Source organism: Brevinematia bacterium, assembly GCA_039630355.1.
GTDB lineage: Bacteria > Spirochaetota > Brevinematia > DTOW01 > DTOW01 > SKYB106.
This window is the reverse complement of record JBCNVF010000014.1, coordinates 20787-39710: the sequence shown is the minus strand read 5'-3', so window position 1 is coordinate 39710 and position 18924 is coordinate 20787. Positions and strand designations below refer to the sequence as shown.

The 18924-nt window shown below is 38.0% G+C and carries 13 protein-coding genes; 3 read left to right on the top strand and 10 right to left on the bottom strand.

The genetic code is table 11. From position 1 onward, the window contains the following. Window positions 1-95 precede the first annotated feature (95 nt). From aroC to ABDH28_01155, 3 genes are read right to left on the bottom strand one after another with little or no spacing between them, the layout of a single operon-like run. Window positions 96-1262, bottom strand: coding sequence for a chorismate synthase (aroC, locus tag ABDH28_01165; protein ID MEN2997641.1), 1167 nt, complete (start codon window positions 1260-1262; stop codon window positions 96-98). A 1-nt stretch (window position 1263) separates the two neighbouring features. Continuing rightward, a complete protein-coding gene (locus ABDH28_01160; GenBank protein MEN2997640.1) occupies window positions 1264-2220 on the bottom strand; it encodes an acetyl-CoA carboxylase carboxyltransferase subunit alpha in 957 nt (318 codons plus the stop codon). 20 nt (window positions 2221-2240) lie between these two features. Beyond that, entirely contained in the window at window positions 2241-3791 is a 1551-nt protein-coding gene (locus ABDH28_01155; GenBank protein MEN2997639.1) for a Do family serine endopeptidase, read from the bottom strand. A gap of 371 nt (window positions 3792-4162) precedes the next feature. On the opposite strand from ABDH28_01155, the gene ABDH28_01150 reads away from it, so the two are divergent. Next, the gene (locus ABDH28_01150; GenBank protein MEN2997638.1) at window positions 4163-5320 is read left to right on the top strand and encodes a glycosyltransferase; all 1158 of its coding nucleotides are present in this window, start codon (window positions 4163-4165) and stop codon (window positions 5318-5320) included. Between the two features lie 409 nt (window positions 5321-5729). Here the strand turns inward: ABDH28_01150 and ABDH28_01145 are convergent, their stop codons facing one another. Next, window positions 5730-8276, bottom strand: a complete 2547-nt coding sequence (locus tag ABDH28_01145; protein MEN2997637.1) for a pullulanase — start codon at window positions 8274-8276, stop codon at window positions 5730-5732. A gap of 658 nt (window positions 8277-8934) precedes the next feature. Between ABDH28_01145 and ABDH28_01140 the strand changes: the two genes are divergently transcribed. Beyond that, complete coding sequence (locus ABDH28_01140; protein ID MEN2997636.1) at window positions 8935-9270, top strand: flagellar biosynthesis anti-sigma factor FlgM; 336 nt, start codon at window positions 8935-8937, stop codon at window positions 9268-9270. On the opposite strand, the gene ABDH28_01135 is transcribed toward ABDH28_01140, so the two are convergent. Beyond that, window positions 9267-10697 carry an RtcB family protein gene (locus ABDH28_01135; protein MEN2997635.1) on the bottom strand — a complete coding sequence of 477 codons (1431 nt, stop codon included), beginning with the start codon at window positions 10695-10697 and terminating at the stop codon, window positions 9267-9269. The two genes, ABDH28_01140 and ABDH28_01135, sit on opposite strands and share 4 nt — an antisense overlap. A gap of 236 nt (window positions 10698-10933) precedes the next feature. Here ABDH28_01135 and ABDH28_01130 point away from each other — a divergent pair, with 236 nt between their 5' ends. Continuing rightward, window positions 10934-11806 (top strand): PstS family phosphate ABC transporter substrate-binding protein, encoded by an 873-nt coding sequence (locus ABDH28_01130; GenBank protein MEN2997634.1) that lies wholly within the window; start codon window positions 10934-10936, stop codon window positions 11804-11806. A gap of 50 nt (window positions 11807-11856) precedes the next feature. On the opposite strand, the gene ABDH28_01125 is transcribed toward ABDH28_01130, so the two are convergent. The 5 genes from ABDH28_01125 to ABDH28_01105 all read right to left on the bottom strand — a co-directional run bounded on the left by ABDH28_01125 (window position 11857) and on the right by ABDH28_01105 (window position 18626). Next, a complete protein-coding gene (locus tag ABDH28_01125) occupies window positions 11857-12726 on the bottom strand; it encodes an alpha/beta hydrolase (GenBank protein ID MEN2997633.1) in 870 nt (289 codons plus the stop codon). A 7-nt stretch (window positions 12727-12733) separates the two neighbouring features. Next, the gene (gene der / locus ABDH28_01120) at window positions 12734-14110 is read right to left on the bottom strand and encodes a ribosome biogenesis GTPase Der (protein MEN2997632.1); all 1377 of its coding nucleotides are present in this window, start codon (window positions 14108-14110) and stop codon (window positions 12734-12736) included. Continuing rightward, window positions 14107-15708, bottom strand: coding sequence for a hypothetical protein (locus tag ABDH28_01115; GenBank protein MEN2997631.1), 1602 nt, complete (start codon window positions 15706-15708; stop codon window positions 14107-14109). The genes der and ABDH28_01115 overlap by 4 nt, the downstream gene beginning before the upstream one ends. A 55-nt stretch (window positions 15709-15763) precedes the next feature. Further along, entirely contained in the window at window positions 15764-16429 is a 666-nt protein-coding gene (locus tag ABDH28_01110) for a hypothetical protein (GenBank protein ID MEN2997630.1), read from the bottom strand. Window positions 16430-16502: 73 nt separating this feature from the next. Next, a complete protein-coding gene (locus tag ABDH28_01105) occupies window positions 16503-18626 on the bottom strand; it encodes a methyl-accepting chemotaxis protein (protein MEN2997629.1) in 2124 nt (707 codons plus the stop codon). Window positions 18627-18924: the final 298 nt, after the last annotated feature.

Genomic DNA, 18924 nt, shown 5'->3' with positions numbered 1-18924 from the left:
GGAGAAGAAACTGCACCCAACTGTAAATCTTAGACTTCATAGGAAACTAGTGAGCTAAATAGATAATAAGGTTTGCTTAAAATAATTGACAACCTCTACTCTAAGTAGACTCTATCAATAACTGTCATTCCCGTTCTATTTTTCTGTATATCATCCAGTTCAAAGCATCTTTTGATAAGATTGATATCATCACCTCCGTATCTTTTTAGCAGTGCACTTAGAAGCTCAATAGCAACTACAGATTCAACAATGACACCCAATGATGGAACTGCAGAAACATCAGATCTCTCAACATGAGCTAGGAGTTCTTCCTTAGTAACTATATCAACCGATCTTTTGGGTCTTACTAGCGTAGAAATTGGTTTCATAACACACCTTAGTATTATAGGTTCACCATTTGTCACTCCTCCCTCAACTCCACCAGCATTGTTTGTCTTTCTAAAGAATCTCTGACCATCCCAGAATATCTCATCATGCATCTCACTTCCTCTGATTTCCCCAGCTTTAAAACCTATCCCAAATTCAACTCCCTTTACCGCTTGTATGCTCATAACTGCATAAGCTATCCTAGCATCAATTTTGTCCTCCCAATGAGCATAACTTCCCAAACCAACAGGAGGATTTAAAACAACTACCTCCACTACTCCCCCCAGAGTATCTCCCCCCTCTTTAGCTTTGTCAACACACTCTTTCACATCTTTTTCAAATCTAGGGTTACCAATCCCAACATCTGAAGACAATGAGTTTTCCATTATTTGTCTATAGGTAAGCCCCTTTAGGTCAATCTTCACACCACCAAATAACACAACATGTGAGAATATCAAAACATCAAAAAACTTCTCCAAAGTATACTTTGCTAATGCACCTACTGCAACTCTAACAACTGTCTCCCTTGCACTTGCTCTTTCCAAGACATCCCTTATATCGTCAAAACCATATTTCAAAACTCCAACCAAATCTGCATGTCCTGGACGAGGTTTTGTTACTCTAGGTAAACTTCTGTCTTTCCAATTTTCCCAATCTCTATTCCAGACAACCATTGATATTGGCACACCCAGGGTTTTACCACCCCTTACTCCACCTAAGATCTCAACAACATCCTTTTCTATTTTCATTCTATCACCACGACCATAACCTCTCTGCCTTCTTGAAAGACAAGAATTTATGTAATCCAAGTCAACAGGTATATTTGACGGAAAACCATAGACCACAGCAGATATCCCTTTACCGTGAGACTCGCCCGAGGTAAAATACCTTATCATTTCACTTTACCTCATAAGCTCCAATGTTCCTAAACTTCGCATATCTCATTTTCAAAAGCTGTTCATTTGAAAGTTTGAGCAGATACCCAATATCCTTTATTAGCTCTGCTTTCAAATTACTAAAAACTAAATCAGGATTTCTATGAGCACCCCCTAACGGTTCTTTTATTATCTTATCCACTACACCAAACTCTTTGCACCATCTTGCGGTGAGTTTTAACGCTTTTGCAGCCTCAGGCGCCTTAGATGCATCCTTCCAGAGGATAGAAGCACACCCTTCGGGAGATATTACGGAATATGTAGCATACTCAAGCATATAGATTCTATCCGCAACACCAATAGCTAAAGCTCCACCACTTCCTCCCTCTCCTATGACCACCGATATTATAGGGGTTTTAAGCCCAGATATCTCCATAAGGTTTCTAGCAATAGCTTCTCCTTGTCCTCTTTCTTCCGCTCCAACACCAGGGTAAGCACCAGCAGTGTCTATAAAGGTTATCACTGGTATTCTAAACCTCTCAGCAAGCTTCATAACCCTGATGGCCTTCCTATAACCCTCAGGATGAGGCATACCGAAATTTCTCCTTATCTTCTCTTCAACTGACTTGCCTTTCTCCTGACCAACTATACAAACAGAAATGTTATCAAGCTTGCCAAACCCAGCAATTATCGCCTTATCATCGCCAAAATATCTATCTCCAGCAAGCTCTATAAAATCAGTAAATATTGCACTAAGGTAGTCAACAAAAGTTGGCCTATTCGGATGCCTAGAAATCTCAACAATCTGCCACTCAGAAAGGTTAGAGTAAATCTTATTCTTTATATCCTCCAACTGCTTGTGTAAATTCCTTATCTCGGGTGAATCATCATTCAGCCCAAGAACTTGTTTCATCTCTTCTATCTTTTTCTCCATCTCAACTATAGGCATCTCAAAACTAAGCGGTTTTATGTTCTCCATTTACTTCTACCTCCGTTCTACTACTTTACTGAAAACCCTCTTATCATCAGCATATTGTCTCTATAGAACTTCACTAAAAACTTCTTAGCATCTTTATTAGCTTTAGCAAAATCTTGGAAATCAGAAAGTGTATATATCCTCTTACCGTTAATCTCCACAATTATATCTCCCTTCTGTAAGATTCCACTAAAAACACTATCCTCCTTCACTGTCACAACGACTACTCCATTACCATTCGGATTGCTAACAACTACTACCCCCCTATACTCATACTGATTCCCACGATAACCTTCCTCACCACTCTCAAACTTCTTCGCAAGTTCCTCTTCAGAAGGTCTCAAACCAACCTTAATACTAAACTCTAGGTATTTATTATCTCTAAAAACCCTAACTTTCGCCACTTCACCAGGAGACTTTGACGCTATCTTGTTAACCAAAGCATCACTAGAAGTAATTCTTTCTCCATCAACCTCAGTTATAACATCTCCTTGTTTTATACCTGCCTTGTCTGCAGGACTATTCGGCTCAACCATACTAACCAACACACCTAAATCTTCTGGTAATCCCATCTGCTTTCTAGTTTCACTATCAAGATTCAGCACCGTAACTCCCAAATACCCTCTCTCCACCCTACCTTTCTCAACCAACTGTTTCACCACCTTCTTAGCAGTATTTATAGGTATAGCAAAACCAATACCAATATTACCCCCAGTTCCCATCTGACTTGTAGAAACTATGAATGTATTTATTCCAATAACCTCACCAAAAAGATTAACAAGAGGTCCACCACTGTTCCCAGGATTTATCGGAGCATCAGTCTGAATATACTTTGAGAAAACAATACCTTGTATATCCCTGTTCACTGCACTTATAGTTCCAAATGTAAAGGTTCCATTAAGCCCAAATGGGTTACCTATCGCAATAGCAAAATCTCCCACCCTAACCTTATCAGAATCCCCCAGGGTCACTACAGGTAACTCCTCCTTTGGCTCAATCTTTAGAACTGCTATATCTGTCGCTTCATCATATCCCACAACCTTGGCCTTATATTCTTTACCAGACTTAAGAACTGTAACGATTATATCCTTTGCCATTTTGCCTCCAGGTCTTACAACGTGAAGGTTGCTAAGTATATAGCCATCCCTAGATATAATAAACCCTGAACCTAAACTTGGTATAGTGCGCTTATACTTTCTCTCTTTGAAAAAATCAGGAACATCAAAAAACTTCCTCAGAAACTCATCATCTCGGAAAAACTCATAGAACGGATCCCTATAGGTATACTCCACAACGCTCTCACTCTTTATGTTTACAACAGCAGGAGACACCTTCTCAGCAACATCATTCAACACTCTCTGAACTGAATAAGCATATCTATACTCCTCTGGAAGCTTGGAAAGATCAACACCACTACTACTAGCAAAAGAAACATTCCCTCTATCCTTAGTATAACTACAACTGCCTCCTAAAACACCAAACGAAAAAATGACACCAACTAAAAAACCAGTAAGAACTAAATTCAGGACAAACCAATTCAACATAAGCTTAGAGAAAAACCTTCTTACCTTCATATCTAAACCTCCCTACAGCAAGAAAAATGTCAAATATATTGTAAACTTTCCAAAACTCCATTTTCAAAAACACAGGAATGCTATCCAACAAATTCCAATTTCTACCAAGTGAACAATCAGGATTCCAAACTTCTGCTTACTTCTTTCGGTTCTAGATAGCGTTCGTCAGTTATGAAACTTAACTTCACACCAAGCTTCTTAGATGCTTACTAGGAAGAAAACTTACCTAGTCCCCGACAGGAAACTGCAAGAGAAAGAAGGAAAAACCACACCTAGCTGTGAATTTTAAACCTTATTGACTACCAGATATCCCTAAAAATTGAGAAATCTTCAAAATATTAGTTATAATAAACCTCAAAAAGGAGTCAACTATGAGCAAAAAGAAAGTGTTGATGCCCTACCTACTTACTGGTGGAGGACATTTGGGACCTGCTAAAGCTCTTAAGGAAGCATTAGAAACAGTATACCCTGACACATTTGAGTGCATTCTATTTGAAGGCTTCGGCGAAGAGAATAAAATTCTCAAATCTCTAATAGAAAGCGGATATACAGTAGTCTCCGCTAAAGCCTTGCTAGCGTATATAACCGTATACTATATAAGCATCTTACGCCCCGTAATGAGTATTGAACAAAACTTAATAAAAATGAGAACCATTAAAAGGTTTAGAAAGGCTCTGGAGGAGTATAACCCAGATCTTATAGTAAGTTTTCATCCTCTACTTAACGGTGTAATAAGACAAGCTGTGAAAGATTCTGGTAAAAACATACCAATATATGTGATGGTGTTAGATCCTTTCACTCCTCATCCCGCTTGGTTTCATTACCGTGATCTCAAGATGATAGTATATACGGACTACTTATACAACATTGCTGTAAAAAGATACAAGGTCCCTCCCGAGAATTTGGTAAAACTTCCCATGATCCTCAACCCAAAATACTCAAAGAAACTACCTCCTGAGGAGTTAAGGCAGATCAAGAGTAAACTAGGGTTTAACCCTGAAAACAACCTAGTGCTTATAGCAAGTGGCGGTGTAGCACTAAGAAATGCTGATAGTGTCGTAAGACATTTTCTACTCAACCAAAACGCTAAAGGAATAGACCTTGCAGTAGTCTGCGGAAGAGATAAAGATATGGAGGAGAGAGTAAGGAAAATAGTAAATGAACACAATAAATACAATTACAATGTCAAGGTATTCGGTTTTATAGACTTCATGTATGAGTTACAAAACATCGCTGATGTTATAATCACCAAAGCTGGAGCATCAGGAACTATGGAAGCACTAGTTCTAGAAAAACCAATCATAATATCAAGCTATATATGGGGACAAGAAACAGGAACTGTAAAATTCGTTGAAAGAGAGAAACTAGGACTACACATAGAGAATCCAAAAAAAGTTATATCAAAAACTATAGAACTTCTAAGAAACAGGGAGATGTATGAAACCTTCGTAAACAACATAAAAAAACATAATTTCAAAAACGGATATGAAGATCAGTCAAACTTTTTCTATTCCCTTTTCACTAAGTAGGAAGTAGCCAAACCTACACCTAGGGATTAAAACCAGTCTTACTCTTGTTTAGTTTACACTCTATACATTGACTAGAAGCTGTTGTTAGCAATATCCTTTTCAATAATTCTGGAACCAATAAACTCCAAAATTTAGCAATTAGGCACAGTTTTTCTTTTACTCTTTTCATCCCTATCAGGACTGTGTAAACACCCTTCCTAATAGGAGGCTTGGTATGAAGTGAATTTGCAACTGATAAACACTGTCTAGAAACAAAGGAGGTGGGTAAACAAAAAGTTGAATCTTATCTACTCATCTAATGGAAATTGGAATTTATTATTCCGGAGCATCTTTAGTGGAAACCCCTTGAATACAGAAATAACGGAGGAGTTTCACTCCCCCGTAAGTGAAGTCTCAAGGTGCAAATTCTCTACTTTTTTATCAGTATCATTCCACTTATTGGTTGAAGCACAACATCACCAGAAACTGAGCCAAAAGGTTTTGTCGTTGCAACTTTGTTATCTGCGAGTATCTGCCACTCTCCTTCTGGAAGAGTAAAAGTTGCAGAACTTACTTGATTTGCGTTAACTAGAACTACTATCTCCTTTCCCCCAGTTGTTGTGTCACCTGGTAGCACCCAACCAAGAGTTGGAGATATCTTCTCTTTAGCATTTATAAATTTTATTGCTTTAATATCTGCCTTTCTGAAGGGATCAAACTTTTTCCTTATTGCTATCAAGCCTTTGTAGTATTCTAGCAGTTCTCTGTTAGGCTCTAGTTTTAGTGCTTCGTCGTAATTTATCCAGTTAGTCTCATCATCTTTTTCGTAACTATCATGATCCACTGTATTGGGTTTTGCCTTACCACCAGGCCACATAACCTTCTTTGTCTTTCCACCGGGTAAAGCTACTTCCTTAAACCAATTACCCTTCTCATCTTGCTTAAAATCCTTAAGCCAAATACTTTTAGGATCAACAACCTTAGACCTAGCAAACTCTTGTCCTTGGTGTATCATTATTCCTCCCTGCACTGAGAATAGGAACAATCCAGCAAGTTTATTCTGGGCTAGCTGTTTAGGTGTAAGTTTTACAAACTCAGTTCTGTTGTTAACAACTTGATGTGGTTTGTAGTCACCGTTTCCTATTCTTATGAAATCTCCGAGAGTTTCGTTATCATGAGACTCAGCATAGTTTATGTTATGTCCTTTCTCGCAGAAATCGCCACCTACATTTGTCAAAAATCCTAGCACAAACTTTTTCATTTCGTCATTACTACCTTTGCCAAAAATAATCCCTGCTTGAGGACTGGAAGAAGCGGAAGCACTTCCTCTTATGAAGTTTCTTATTCTATCATTCCAAGCACCCATTCCCCTCTTTGAGAATCCGATCAAAGTATATCCACCTCCATCTCTAGGTTCACCTCTACCACCTCCCCAAGGCTCAGCTACAAGAATTATATCAGGATTTATCTTTTTCGTCTCCTTAATTACCTTCTCGTGAGTCTTCCAATCAATTATGGTAGCAAGGTCAAACCTAAACCCATCTATTTTGTAATCTATTACCCAGTACTTTACGCTGTCAACGACTAACCTGCTAGCCATTGGCTTAGCTGTATCAACATCGTTTCCACAGCCACTTCTCGCATCGTATCCGTGAAAGTCGTTCAAGAAGAAGTAGTATTTCTTACCAAGTCTTTTTAGAGGATTGTAGTCATACTGAGAGACATGGTTATACACAACATCAAGCAAAACAGCAATCTTTTCTTTGTGCAGTTCCTTAACAACATCTTTAAACTCATCAACCTGTTTTCCACCAAGTCCACTATACTTCCCAGGTGTTAGGTCACCAGATGAGTAATAGGACTCTGGAGCGAAGAAGCAAGACGTCATATACCCCCAGTGGTTCCTACTATGTGCATTCCAAGTGTTGACCACAGTACCTCCCTTCTCCGCACCAGCATGCTCAACCTGTTCTCCAAATGGTGGCTCATATGTACCAGACTCATGTATTGGCAAAAATTCAACAGCATTCACTCCTAACTCTTTAAGCCAAGTTATCCCTCCTATCACTCCCTTACCTCTATATATGAAACCTTTGTAAGTTCCTCTTATATTCTCAGGAACACCTGAAGATGGATGAGCAGTAAAGTCTCTGATATGGGACTCATATATTATCGCATCTTCTGCCTTAAGCCCAGTCCAAGTCGTTCCCTCCCAATTGTATTTAGTTGTGTCAACTATCACACTCATACCTTTTTGTTTGTAAGAATTTTCAACAGCAACAGCCTTAGAGTATGGGTCAAAAACAATTAGGTCAGGATCAAAGGCCTCTGTAAAGTGTTTAGGACCTTCCGCTCTGTAACCATAGTATTTGCCCCATAAAACACCAGGAACCTTTGCTTCCCAAACATAGTTCTCATCGCATGTCATTTCGTATTCCTTTTTATTCTTCATCTCAATAGGATCATCAGCTATAACGAGAATAACTTTCTTCGCTCTGGGTACAAAAACTCTAAAAACATTCATGTTGCCCTCTATAGTATGTCCTAGAGGCTTGTCTGAATAAAACTTATACAACATTTTTTCATAGTTAATAAATCTCTTGTTCTTGAAAGTAAGATCATCACTTGTTGATATGGCCCATACCTCGTCTATAGTCACAGGATCCTCAAGAGTGATTCTTATTTCCTTCTTCTTAATATGTTTCACTTCTTTTACCCTCAAGATCTTGTTAGTATCAGAATCAGACCTTACTACAAACATATTAGGCTTGAATTCAAATCCTTCAGGTGGGGTATACTTAAGAACTACATTTAAGTTTGTCTCGTCTATAGCAGAAACCACAGCTATCTGCAGTTTATATTCCTTCTCCTTAGCCTCAACAGAAGGCTTCTCTTCAGAAGGTGGTACACAACTATAGGTAACCAAAATGCTTAAAAATGAAACAACTAGAAAAATAGTAATCTTTTCCTTTTTCATAATTCCCTCCTACTTCACCGTTTATTTTGAATCAACAAAATGCGATATTCAATAAAATTAACAAGGCCAATAAATCCAAAATCTGAAAATCCTGTGTAATTATAAAATGATTCCACATTGAAACTCTCTTTTCTTTCCTGCTTTAAAAGCATACTATGCAAATTATACCAAAATGTCTTGGTTTTCCAAACTTTTAACGGCATAAAATGATGTATTAGTAAATCTCAAAAGCATCATAGCTCTTTTCTAAAGGGCTTTCGGAACATATGAGTGTAATTCTTTCATCTTTACAAACAGAAATTAATATCACTTTACCAACATATTTTAGTGCGAAAAAATGCATTACTAGAGGTTCCGGAAAAAATACCTTCATCTTGACATTAAGATCATTTATAATTCAAAAAAGAGCTGGAGTTATGAGGTAGGAGTGAATACCAAAGTATTTTTCAATTTGAACGGGTTTTAGCTCCCTTTTGAGGGATTTAAAAGACACAAAGGTAGTTTGATGTTGAATGAAAGTTGAATGAAAAAAGTTTTAACTCTCTTTAAGGAGCTTAAAGCAATTGTAGAGTCTAGGTGTATAGGAGAGTGATTTGTTGAATGAAAATTTAACAATGTTTATAATATTACCGATAATAGAATAGCGAAGAGGTGAGATATGGTTGTAAGAGGAATCGGTGGTCCAGAACCAATAAAACCCAGCAAACCTTCCGATAAACCCGAGAAAGTCAGAACCAACCTAAACAACATAGGAAAAGACGAAGTTTCAATCTCCGAGGACGCAAAACAAATTCTTCAGAAAAAGCAAGCAGAAGAAATAGCACTATCAACTATTAAAAACATTCCTGAGATAAGAGAATCCGCAGTTGAGAGAGGCAGAAGATTTATAGAGTCTGGCGAATACAAGAGTGAAAAAGCTATAGAAAAAGTATCCGAAAAGATAGGAGAAGAGATTGTAGCATCTCTTCTTGTGAGAGAAGAAGATAAATCCTAACCCTTCACACTTATTATAGGTCTTAGCTTTGCTACCTTTGCTGACAATCCCGAATAACTAACTGACTCTACAACCTCATCAATGTCCTTATAAGCCTGGGGAGCTTCTTCTGAAATACCAGCTTTTGACGCAGACATTACTATTATCCCTTTACTTTCAAGTTGCTTCATAATTTTCTCATAAGGAAAAGTCTTTTTAGCCTGATTTCTTGAGAGAGATCTACCTGCACCATGCACAGTTGAACCAAAGGTTTTGAGCATAGCACTTGTTGTCCCCACAAGAATATAGGAGGAGGAACCCATAGATCCACCAACTATCACTGGTTGTCCTACACTAATGTATTTTTCAGGTATCCCTATCGTGCTTGGACCAAAGCCCCTCGTGCTTCCCTTTCTGTGAACGTATACTTTGATACTCTTACCATCAGGAGTGGTATGTATTTCTTCCTTTACAGTGTTGTGTCCTATGTCATAAAGAAGAGGCATGGATACATCCTTAAACATTTTCTTAAAAGTCTGTCTCACGAGATAGGTCAATACCTGTCTATTAGCAAAGGCATAATTTATCGCACATTTTGCTGCACCGAAATACATTTTCCCCTCTTTTGAATCTATCGGAGCACAAACTAATTCCTTCTCCTTGATAGGAATCTTGTATTTCTCAACAGCCGAAGAAAATGTCTTTATGAAATCCGTATTTATCTGATGTCCAAGGCCTCTGGAACCACAGTGAATAGTCACAACAACTTGCCCCCTAAACAACCCAAAAATTTCACCTATTCTTCTATTGTATATCTCATCAACCACCTGAACCTCCAAGTAGTGATTTCCAGAACCTAGAGTTCCTAATTGACCCTTTTCCCTCTCAATTGCTTCATCACTGACATATTCTGGAATAGCACCTTCAACTGTTCCATTTTCCTCAGTATTCTCAACATCCTCCTCCTCAGCATAACCATGCTCAAGACACCACTTTACCCCCTCCGTAAGAACCTTAACAACCTCTTTCCTCGGAAGTTTTATCTCACCATCCCTGCCAAGCCCGGCAGGTATATTCTCAAAAAGCCTCTTGGCTAACTCCTCTATATCCCTTCTCGTAAGACTCTCATACCTAAGGTTTGTCTTTATAGTTCTAACACCACAGTTTATGTCAAAACCTACTCCTCCTACACTAAAAACACCACTCTCGTCAAATCCCGCAACCGATCCTATAGGAAAGCCATACCCCCAGTGAGAGTCAGGCAAAATAATAACATCACCAACAATTCCCGGAAGACACGCTACATTAGTAGCTTGACTAAGCACAGCCTCATCCATTGACTCCAAGATCTGCCTTGAACAAAAAAATCTTACATCAGCATTCATGTTTCCCCTTTTTCTGTAAACCCACTCAGACTCACTAACTCTCTCCAATAAGCTTAAATTCATCCTAAACCTCCAATAGCATTAAATAATTTACCTAACCAACACTATTGCGTCAAGAGAAAAACCCTAAAAGTCTATCAACCAAAAACACCACTAAAATAAAACTTTTAAGGACAAAACCACAAAAGAAGAAGCCTTTGAACAACTTCCAATGCTACTTTACATTCGCATTCTGATCACTTTACATTCAATTTACACACAATGTTTAGGATTTTATAAAACTTATAGGAGGTATGCATATGAAAGCCTTTAAACTATTGATAGCTACTTTAGTTGTAGCCTTTTCCACAACTGCTATAGCTCAAGAAAAGAGTATAACCGTAAAAGGCTCGGATACTATGGTTATACTCGGACAGAGATGGGCTGAAATATATATGAAGAACAACAAGGGTATCACAATTCAAGTCACAGGAGGTGGGTCCGGAACCGGTATAGCAGCCCTAATCAACAAAACAACAGATCTTGCAAATTCCTCCAGACCTGTCAAGGATAAAGAAAAAGAACAGATAGAAAAAGAAGGAGGCAAATTAATTGAGATTCCTGTCGCTCTTGACGGCATAACGATATATGTTAATAGTGCAAATCCATTGAAAGAAATTGATATGGAGACTCTGAAGGATATCTTTACAGGGAAAATATCCAATTGGTCTGAACTTGGATGGGAGAATAAAACCATAAAGATATACTCAAGAGAAAATAACTCTGGAACCTATATGTACTTTAAAGAACATGTGCTTAATAACGAGGAATTTTCAGTATACGCTCAACATATGCCTGGGACAGCATCAGTGCTTAATGCTGTGAAAAAAGATAAATACGGTATCGGCTACGGTGGTATCGGATACCTCAAGGGAGCTAAAGCTCTAAATGTTTCAAAGAAAAAAGGAAGTGAAGCATTTGCACCAAGTATGGAGAACGTATTAAAAGGAACATACCCAATATCAAGATACCTTTTCATCTACCTCACTCAAGATACTTTGAACAGACCAGAAGTAAAGAAATACATCTCTTGGATTCTCTCCAAAGACGGACAGAAGATTGTAGAAGAAGTAGGCTTCTACCCACTACCTAAAAAGGAGTTAGACAAAATTAGAAAATCTCTAGGTCTTTAACAACAAAAGGGGGGTTTACTTTTGAAAACCCAAGTTTATCACTACCCCCCTCATGTCTTACAAAGTAAAGATACCGTTTTCGCTAACTTATCAGGTATCTCAACAGGACTCATATGTCCAGCTCCGGAAAGTATGTATACCGGTTTCTTGAAAAGCTGGGAAAACTTATACTGAACCTGCAATGGCACAACCTTATCCTCAGCAGTCCACACTATATCTACCTCAGGCAGTTCACTCCTCTCTATATCCTCAACAAAAACATCAAACAGGTTCTTAGTAATCCTTAATGCACACCTCTTATTCCTAAACGACTCAAAGTGGGAAGAAGTATACTCTGATAAATACTTTGAAATATTCTCTTTTATCTCCTCAGACAGAGGGAAAAGAAATAGCAATTCCTTGAAGTAGAACTTTATGAAAAACGGTATCGTGAAAAATCCTATTAAGGATCTAATAGGCTTGTATAACATCACCTTCATAAGAGTAGGAAGTGATCTCCAAAACTCGTATGAACCTATTGAGTTAACAATTATAACTTTCTTAACCAGAGTTTTTGAAAAACCGGCTAACCTATTAGCCAAAAACAATGAGATTTTACCACCTAGAGAATGACCAACAATAACGATATTCCTAACTCCTAGAGACATAGCAAACTTCGCAAGAATTGAGACATTCTCACTAGTATCAAACTTAAGCCTAAGTGATCTAGAACTACCCCCATGCCCGAGCAGGTCAACTGCTATCACCCTAAATTCCTTGTTATCCAAAAATTGGATCATCGGTATCCAACTCTCTTTTGAGGAAAGCCATCCATGGATTAAGAATAAAACATTCTCACCTTCACCTACCTCAAAGTAGGATATATACCTATCATCATTTATTTTGAAAATTCTATTTTCAAACATATCAGCCTTAGCCAAATCCTCCCTAAACCTTACTTCTCACCTTCTCTCTGACCTCTATTTTTATAGGAACCCCACCAAAGTCAAATATTTCCACTATCTTTCTTTTTAGAAAGTTCTCAAAGTGTTTCTTAAAGTGTTCTCTTTTATTAACAAATACCACAAATGTCGGCGGACCAACTTCTACCTGAGTAATGTAGTATATCCTTAGCTTAGTAGATACTTCACCGCTGAAAAACTGAGGGATAACCTCCCTAAGCTTCCTATTTACAACACCTGTTGAGATCCTTTTCATAGACTTTCTAAAAACATCAAAAGCTTGACTAAGCAATAAATCAATATTGTATCTCTCCTTGGCAGAAGTCAAAATAACTGGTACACCTTTAACATTCTCAAAAGTTCTTGAAATAAAGTCCACAAATGCAGAGTGATACCTTCCCATTTCAACTTTATCACTAAGTTTATCTTTCCCAACAACTAGATCCATCTTATTCACCGCTATCACAAATGGCTTATAATTCTCAACTACTATCCTCAAAACTTTCTTATCTTGTTTTGTAACACCTTCTTTACCATCTATAACCACAATCACAACATCTGCGTTCCTTATAGCATTTTCTGTCCTCTCAATACCAAACTTCTCAATAGGTTCCAGCTTGAAAATACTTCTTCTAAACCCTGCAGTATCCGTAAGTCTCACTAAAGCATTATCCTTTTCAACAAAATCATCAACACTATCCCTCGTAGTCCCAGGCTTGTCATCTACCATCACTCTCTCATTTCCAACAAGCTCATTCATAATTGTAGACTTGCCCACATTTATCCTACCTACTATAGCAACCTTAACCTCAGTCCTAGAGTCTCTTTCAAACATTCCCTCACTAGTCTCAAGTATAAACATTCTCACACTCTCAACCAGCTCATCAAAACCGTATTTAGTCTTAGATGAAACAAAGAAAATGTTTTTAAAACCTAACTTGTATACATCATCAGAAACCATAATCCTCTGATGTACCGTATCAACCTTAGTTACAACCAACTTTACCTTATCGTAATACTTTCTAAGCAAGCTAGCAAGCTCATAATCAAGGAATGTCACATTGTTAAACTCAACCGTAAAGAGTATCAGCGAGGACTCTTCCACTGCTTTTTCAAGAAGATGCTTAACTCTAAGCGTCAGCCTATGCGGTATTTCAGAAAAACCACTTTTCTCTGTCATATATCCACCCGTATCCTGAAGAATAAACCTTACCCCATCAAGCTCAACAATCTCTCGGTTTATATCAATAGTAGTTCCAGGTTTGTCATAAACTATTGCTTTGCCCCTACCAACAAAAGTATTAAAAAGTGAAGATTTACCAGTATTTGGTTTACCAACTATTGAGACAATCTTTAGCTTCATAGCTTGACTTTAACACACCCCAAAGCACAGAAAGGTTCCGAAATAATACTATCCTTCCTCATTACTATAAGGTTATTAAGTGCATTCTCAACCTTGAGAATAAAAGAAACATTCTTTACTACTTCCCACTCCAACTCAACAGAAACTCCAAGATAAGGAGCTATGTCTTCTTGCCCAAATTCACTTCTTTTAGCAGTTTCTCCTACCATTCCCAAAGAAAAACTAAAATTACCTAACAACAGCTTAGCATTAGCTTCCAAGGAATGTAATGAGGTATAAGGTAGAAACGGAACAAAAAGAGAAAACACATATATCCCCTCAAAATTTAACCAATCAAGAGAAATAACATCCACTTCTACCTTTGAATACACTTCGCTAGCATTTGTAACTTCAACAAAGTAGATATCACCTTCATACCTATCATATACCTTAGTCAGGTAGTATGAATAACCACCAGAAAGACTAAAGGAATTATTACCCCAAAAGAACAACTTAGAACTTAGCTCAACCCCCATTACTGAGTCTCCCGGCAAAACACGATTAACAAGATTTAATCCCCTGCTTAAGAACTTTGAACCAAATTTTTCATAGTCCTTGAATACGGAGAAATAAACAATAAAATTTTCACCAGGCTTATAACCCAAATCTAACCTCAAAACCCACTCCATAGGAAGGAAGGTATCAGGTATAATACCTCCCTCAGTCCCCAAAAACCAAGTATTTGCATATATCGGAAATGCAAAAGAGAATGAAACCTTCCCATTCACACCGCTTACAATCTCTTCCCTGTCAGTAAATTCCAAAACCTTCGCTCCTATCTCAAAATCCACACCAAAGAAATTAAATCTCTCCAGGCCATACCTGTAACCTACAGCAAGAAGTAGATCATTAACAGATGTGTGTAAAGACAGAAAATCTCTTCTCCTTACCACATCGTAGTGATGATCTAAAACAATACGGGCATCTAGATTTGAATCTCTATCAATTTTGTATCTCAGCTCAGAATCAAAACTTATGTTTCTATTCTTCTCGTCCAGGTAAGTTGGATTGTTCCAAAGGCCCCTAAACTCCTCAAAAAACTCAACTACAGTGCTCCAAAAAATGTAAGAGGATGAAATACTTACAGAAACACTTGCAAGGTCAGTATCCTTAGATGTGTTTCTCAAAATAGTAGGAACATTGTAGTAAAACACTACATCAGGTCTTTTGAACCTATTGTACTTTATCACCGTGCTGAGACTAATAGGGTCAACAGGAATCTGACTCAGTCCTATTATTGAAAAACTTAAGATGTCATTGATTCCATAAGAGAAGAGAGAGATTATCTTTGATCTTATTCCCTCAGACAGCTCCTTTTTAGCTTCTTTCTCCAAAAGTTCCACGCTCTTTATACTTGGAGCTTCATACAGATCCCTCCTATCCTCTCTGGAAGGAACAACAATATCCCTCTTTTCTATAACCGGAGGAGTAGCACCTTCAACAAAAAACTCTGTTTGAGGCAAAACTACACCATTAGTGTTCGTTTCTGTAGCAACAGCAGAATTCACAACCAGTAGATACAAAAAAATAAGTACTACTCCTAGACCTCCCCTCCCCACAAAAAACTCCATACTAAACCAAAAATACCCTTATTCCACTAATTTATTCTACCAATCAGAGCTTAAAACCAAATCCAAGAAAACCAACTATTTCTCCTGAAAAGTCATATCCTACGTTTAGCTCAAATGGTTCTATGTAGACATCTATTCCCGCTATCAAATGATAACCGAAGCTTTCTAAATCTGTTTCCAGATCAGCTTCAAAGTAGGCAGATACAGGTATACCTGTAAAGCTTTCAAACGAAACTACAGGCGCAACTATACCAGTAAGAAGAACTTTGGGGAAAACCGGAACTGCAATATTAATCTCTATAGAGAATATCTCCTTTACCAGAGAGAGCTCGGTATGGTATTCAAAACCGAATGTGAAATTCGTAAACTCCCCTGAGTAATAACCTAGACTTAGTGCCAAGATATTATACTCAAGAATCGCCAGCTCCCCCAAGTCGTACCTTGGCATTAGCCAAGCTCCATGCCAATGAAACTCTCCATTTTCCACCGAAAACTCGGAGAAACACAAAGTCAAATCAAAATTAGGTAATACACCAAAACTCCCACCTAACTCTCCACTAAAGCTAGAAAAATCTGTAGGAACGTGCAATGCTACATCTAAATCTATACCTTCTGAAATCTCCTGCATAGCACCAAAAGACCCAGCAACAGCTAAATTTCCGAAAAACAACATCAGTATCCAAATACAAGCTACTCTTTTCACACCCATATCAAAACCTCCTTTCTCATCAAAGCAATTATAAATGAAGGACTTACACAAAATCAATAAAATTCGTATGTTACTATTCAGCCAGAGTAATTCCTTTTGCAGATCCTATTTCCTTGACCTTAAACTTGTTCAGCTCAACACTAAGTGTTTTAATACTGTTAACTATTATAGGTAATTTCTCACTTGCTCTACCCAATATATCCACTGCATTAGTCATTACACTATATACTTTCCCGAAACTCTCATTCAGACTGTTCGTCGCATCATTTACTTCATATACAGCCTTTACTATTTCCTCCATTCCACTCTTACCCTCTACCATTGCTACTTTTATACTCTCGCTATAACTTGCAAGATTACTTATCACTCCCATAACCACCTTATTTGTCTTTTCTACTTCAATCATACTGGCATTTATCTCACTCACGAACACACTTACCTCCTTAACCCCCTCTGCTATCCTAACAAACCTTTCCCCATTTTCTTCTACGCCTTCCATACCTTCCTTAACCTTGGTTATCACATCTCTAACCATTCTCTCAATCTCCACAGCTCTCCTCCTACTATCTTCCGCCAAATTTCCCATCTCCTCTGCTACAACTGCAAAACCTCTTCCAGCTTCACCCGCATGCGCTGCCTCTATCCCAGCATTCATTGACAAAACCTCTATTTTACTACTTATCCCCTTTATCACATCTACCACCTCTAACACATTCTTCAAAAACATATCCACATCCCTTACCTCCTCAACATTTTTTCTAACAATCGCACTACTTCTCAGCGCCTCATCACGAAGAGACAAAAGCACCTCATTCACCTTCCCCACTCTCTTCCCTATGTTATTCACAGTCATTATCGTCTCCTCAACCATACCACTCATCTCCTCTATCATTGAGTATTGCCTCTCAATATTACTCCTTATACCTTCAAAAGACCGTAACATCTCCTCAACAATTGTCCCAATCTCACTAGACATAGCACTAATCTCTTCCATCATCTGTCTTACTTCTCCTTGCTCTGCTACAATCTCCTTTATTCTCACTACCTCATCTCCAAGCTCAGATAAAAACCGCATATTCTCCTCAGCATCCTTAAACGTCCCCTTACTCCTTCTAACAATATCTTCAACAGTAGAAAGAAATTCGTTTATGTTTTCAGCAACCTCTCTAACCTCCCTTACACCTACCTCCATTTCAATTCTATACGAGAGATCTCCTCCACTCCTCCCAAGCTCGGCCATCTTCTCACTTAAAGCCCTTATCCTCCCAATAACACGGTTGGTGAAAAATAGCACTAGGATAAACAACACTAGAACAATAGGTAAAGATACAAGTATTGACATCTCAACAATACCTATGGGTAATATATACCTCAAAGGTACCTCAATAACACCATTGAAAATAAATTGCCCATAATCGTGAACTATCAAAAACTCCATAAACCCACCCTTTACTCCACCTACAATGTCAAAGCTTTTATTCTTAACTTTCCTAATCAAATCACCATACACCTCCTCTGGCTTTATACCTACTTCATCAACTTCGTTTATGATTTCAAAAAAATTGGTTCTTAAATCTCCATTCTTCGGTGAAATTGCACCGTAAAAATCAATCTTCGCCTCCTTAAGTATACTTCTTAGCCAAACCCTGTTATATATCTCCGGATACACCCTACATCCAATTACTCCCTTTCTAAGTTTGAAAAGGTAAGTGCCACTAGAGCGTTCATAGTCTATATAGACATCTTCCTCTCCCACTCTCAGATTCAGCTTCTTAAGAAACTCTATAAACTTACTGTCCTGAAAGGAAGGGTCTCTTGAGTGAACAACACTACCATCCCAATAAAAAACCCCAGCAACAAACTCACTAAACTCCTCTGGACTTTTAGTCTGCCATATATCGTAATCCTCCGCAAAGCCTATAAGAGATGGCTCAATAACATCCACAAAGTTTTCATACTCGTCTAAATTCTCACTTATAATCTTCTCACCATACTCCCTAATGGCTAGAACCTCATAATCGTAGTAGTCCTCCTTGAACCCCTTGTTTATAACCTTAAGAGTGTTTATAATCCTAGTTTGGATTAGGGAATATAGAAAATCTAGAACAAAATATGTAACTACAAAAGATATAGATAGAACAACTAACGATACAGCAAGACTACTTTTAAAGGCAAAACCTATCTTGGGCTTTCTCATACTCACCCCCAACTACCAAAGTTACAATTATTATACTCATACCATACACTTAATTTCTATTGAATACAGTAATACTCTCTAACGAACATCTCTACGCACTAGACCTCCTAGGCATTCTTTGAGAAATCGTTCAACTAGTTCCAAAAAGGATGCAAGAGAAAAACCTTCCAGCTTCAAACTCTAATTCTACGAAATTCTGCAAGAAGGTAACTCTTAACTTCTCCAACAAGACAAAAATAGTTGAGAAAGTCACAATCACCTCTGACAGAATACTAAACTTCCAAGGCCAAGAAATGTC

Coding starts and splice junctions, on each gene's coding strand:
- aroC (MEN2997641.1), bottom strand. CDS start 1,262: ATGATAAGGTATTTTACCTCGGGCGAGTCTCACGGTAAAGGGATATCT.
- ABDH28_01160 (MEN2997640.1), bottom strand. CDS start 2,220: ATGGAGAACATAAAACCGCTTAGTTTTGAGATGCCTATAGTTGAGATG.
- ABDH28_01155 (MEN2997639.1), bottom strand. CDS start 3,791: ATGAAGGTAAGAAGGTTTTTCTCTAAGCTTATGTTGAATTGGTTTGTC.
- ABDH28_01150 (MEN2997638.1), top strand. CDS start 4,163: ATGAGCAAAAAGAAAGTGTTGATGCCCTACCTACTTACTGGTGGAGGA.
- ABDH28_01145 (MEN2997637.1), bottom strand. CDS start 8,276: ATGAAAAAGGAAAAGATTACTATTTTTCTAGTTGTTTCATTTTTAAGC.
- ABDH28_01140 (MEN2997636.1), top strand. CDS start 8,935: ATGGTTGTAAGAGGAATCGGTGGTCCAGAACCAATAAAACCCAGCAAA.
- ABDH28_01135 (MEN2997635.1), bottom strand. CDS start 10,697: ATGAATTTAAGCTTATTGGAGAGAGTTAGTGAGTCTGAGTGGGTTTAC.
- ABDH28_01130 (MEN2997634.1), top strand. CDS start 10,934: ATGAAAGCCTTTAAACTATTGATAGCTACTTTAGTTGTAGCCTTTTCC.
- der (MEN2997632.1), bottom strand. CDS start 14,110: ATGAAGCTAAAGATTGTCTCAATAGTTGGTAAACCAAATACTGGTAAA.
- ABDH28_01110 (MEN2997630.1), bottom strand. CDS start 16,429: ATGGGTGTGAAAAGAGTAGCTTGTATTTGGATACTGATGTTGTTTTTC.
- ABDH28_01105 (MEN2997629.1), bottom strand. CDS start 18,626: ATGAGAAAGCCCAAGATAGGTTTTGCCTTTAAAAGTAGTCTTGCTGTA.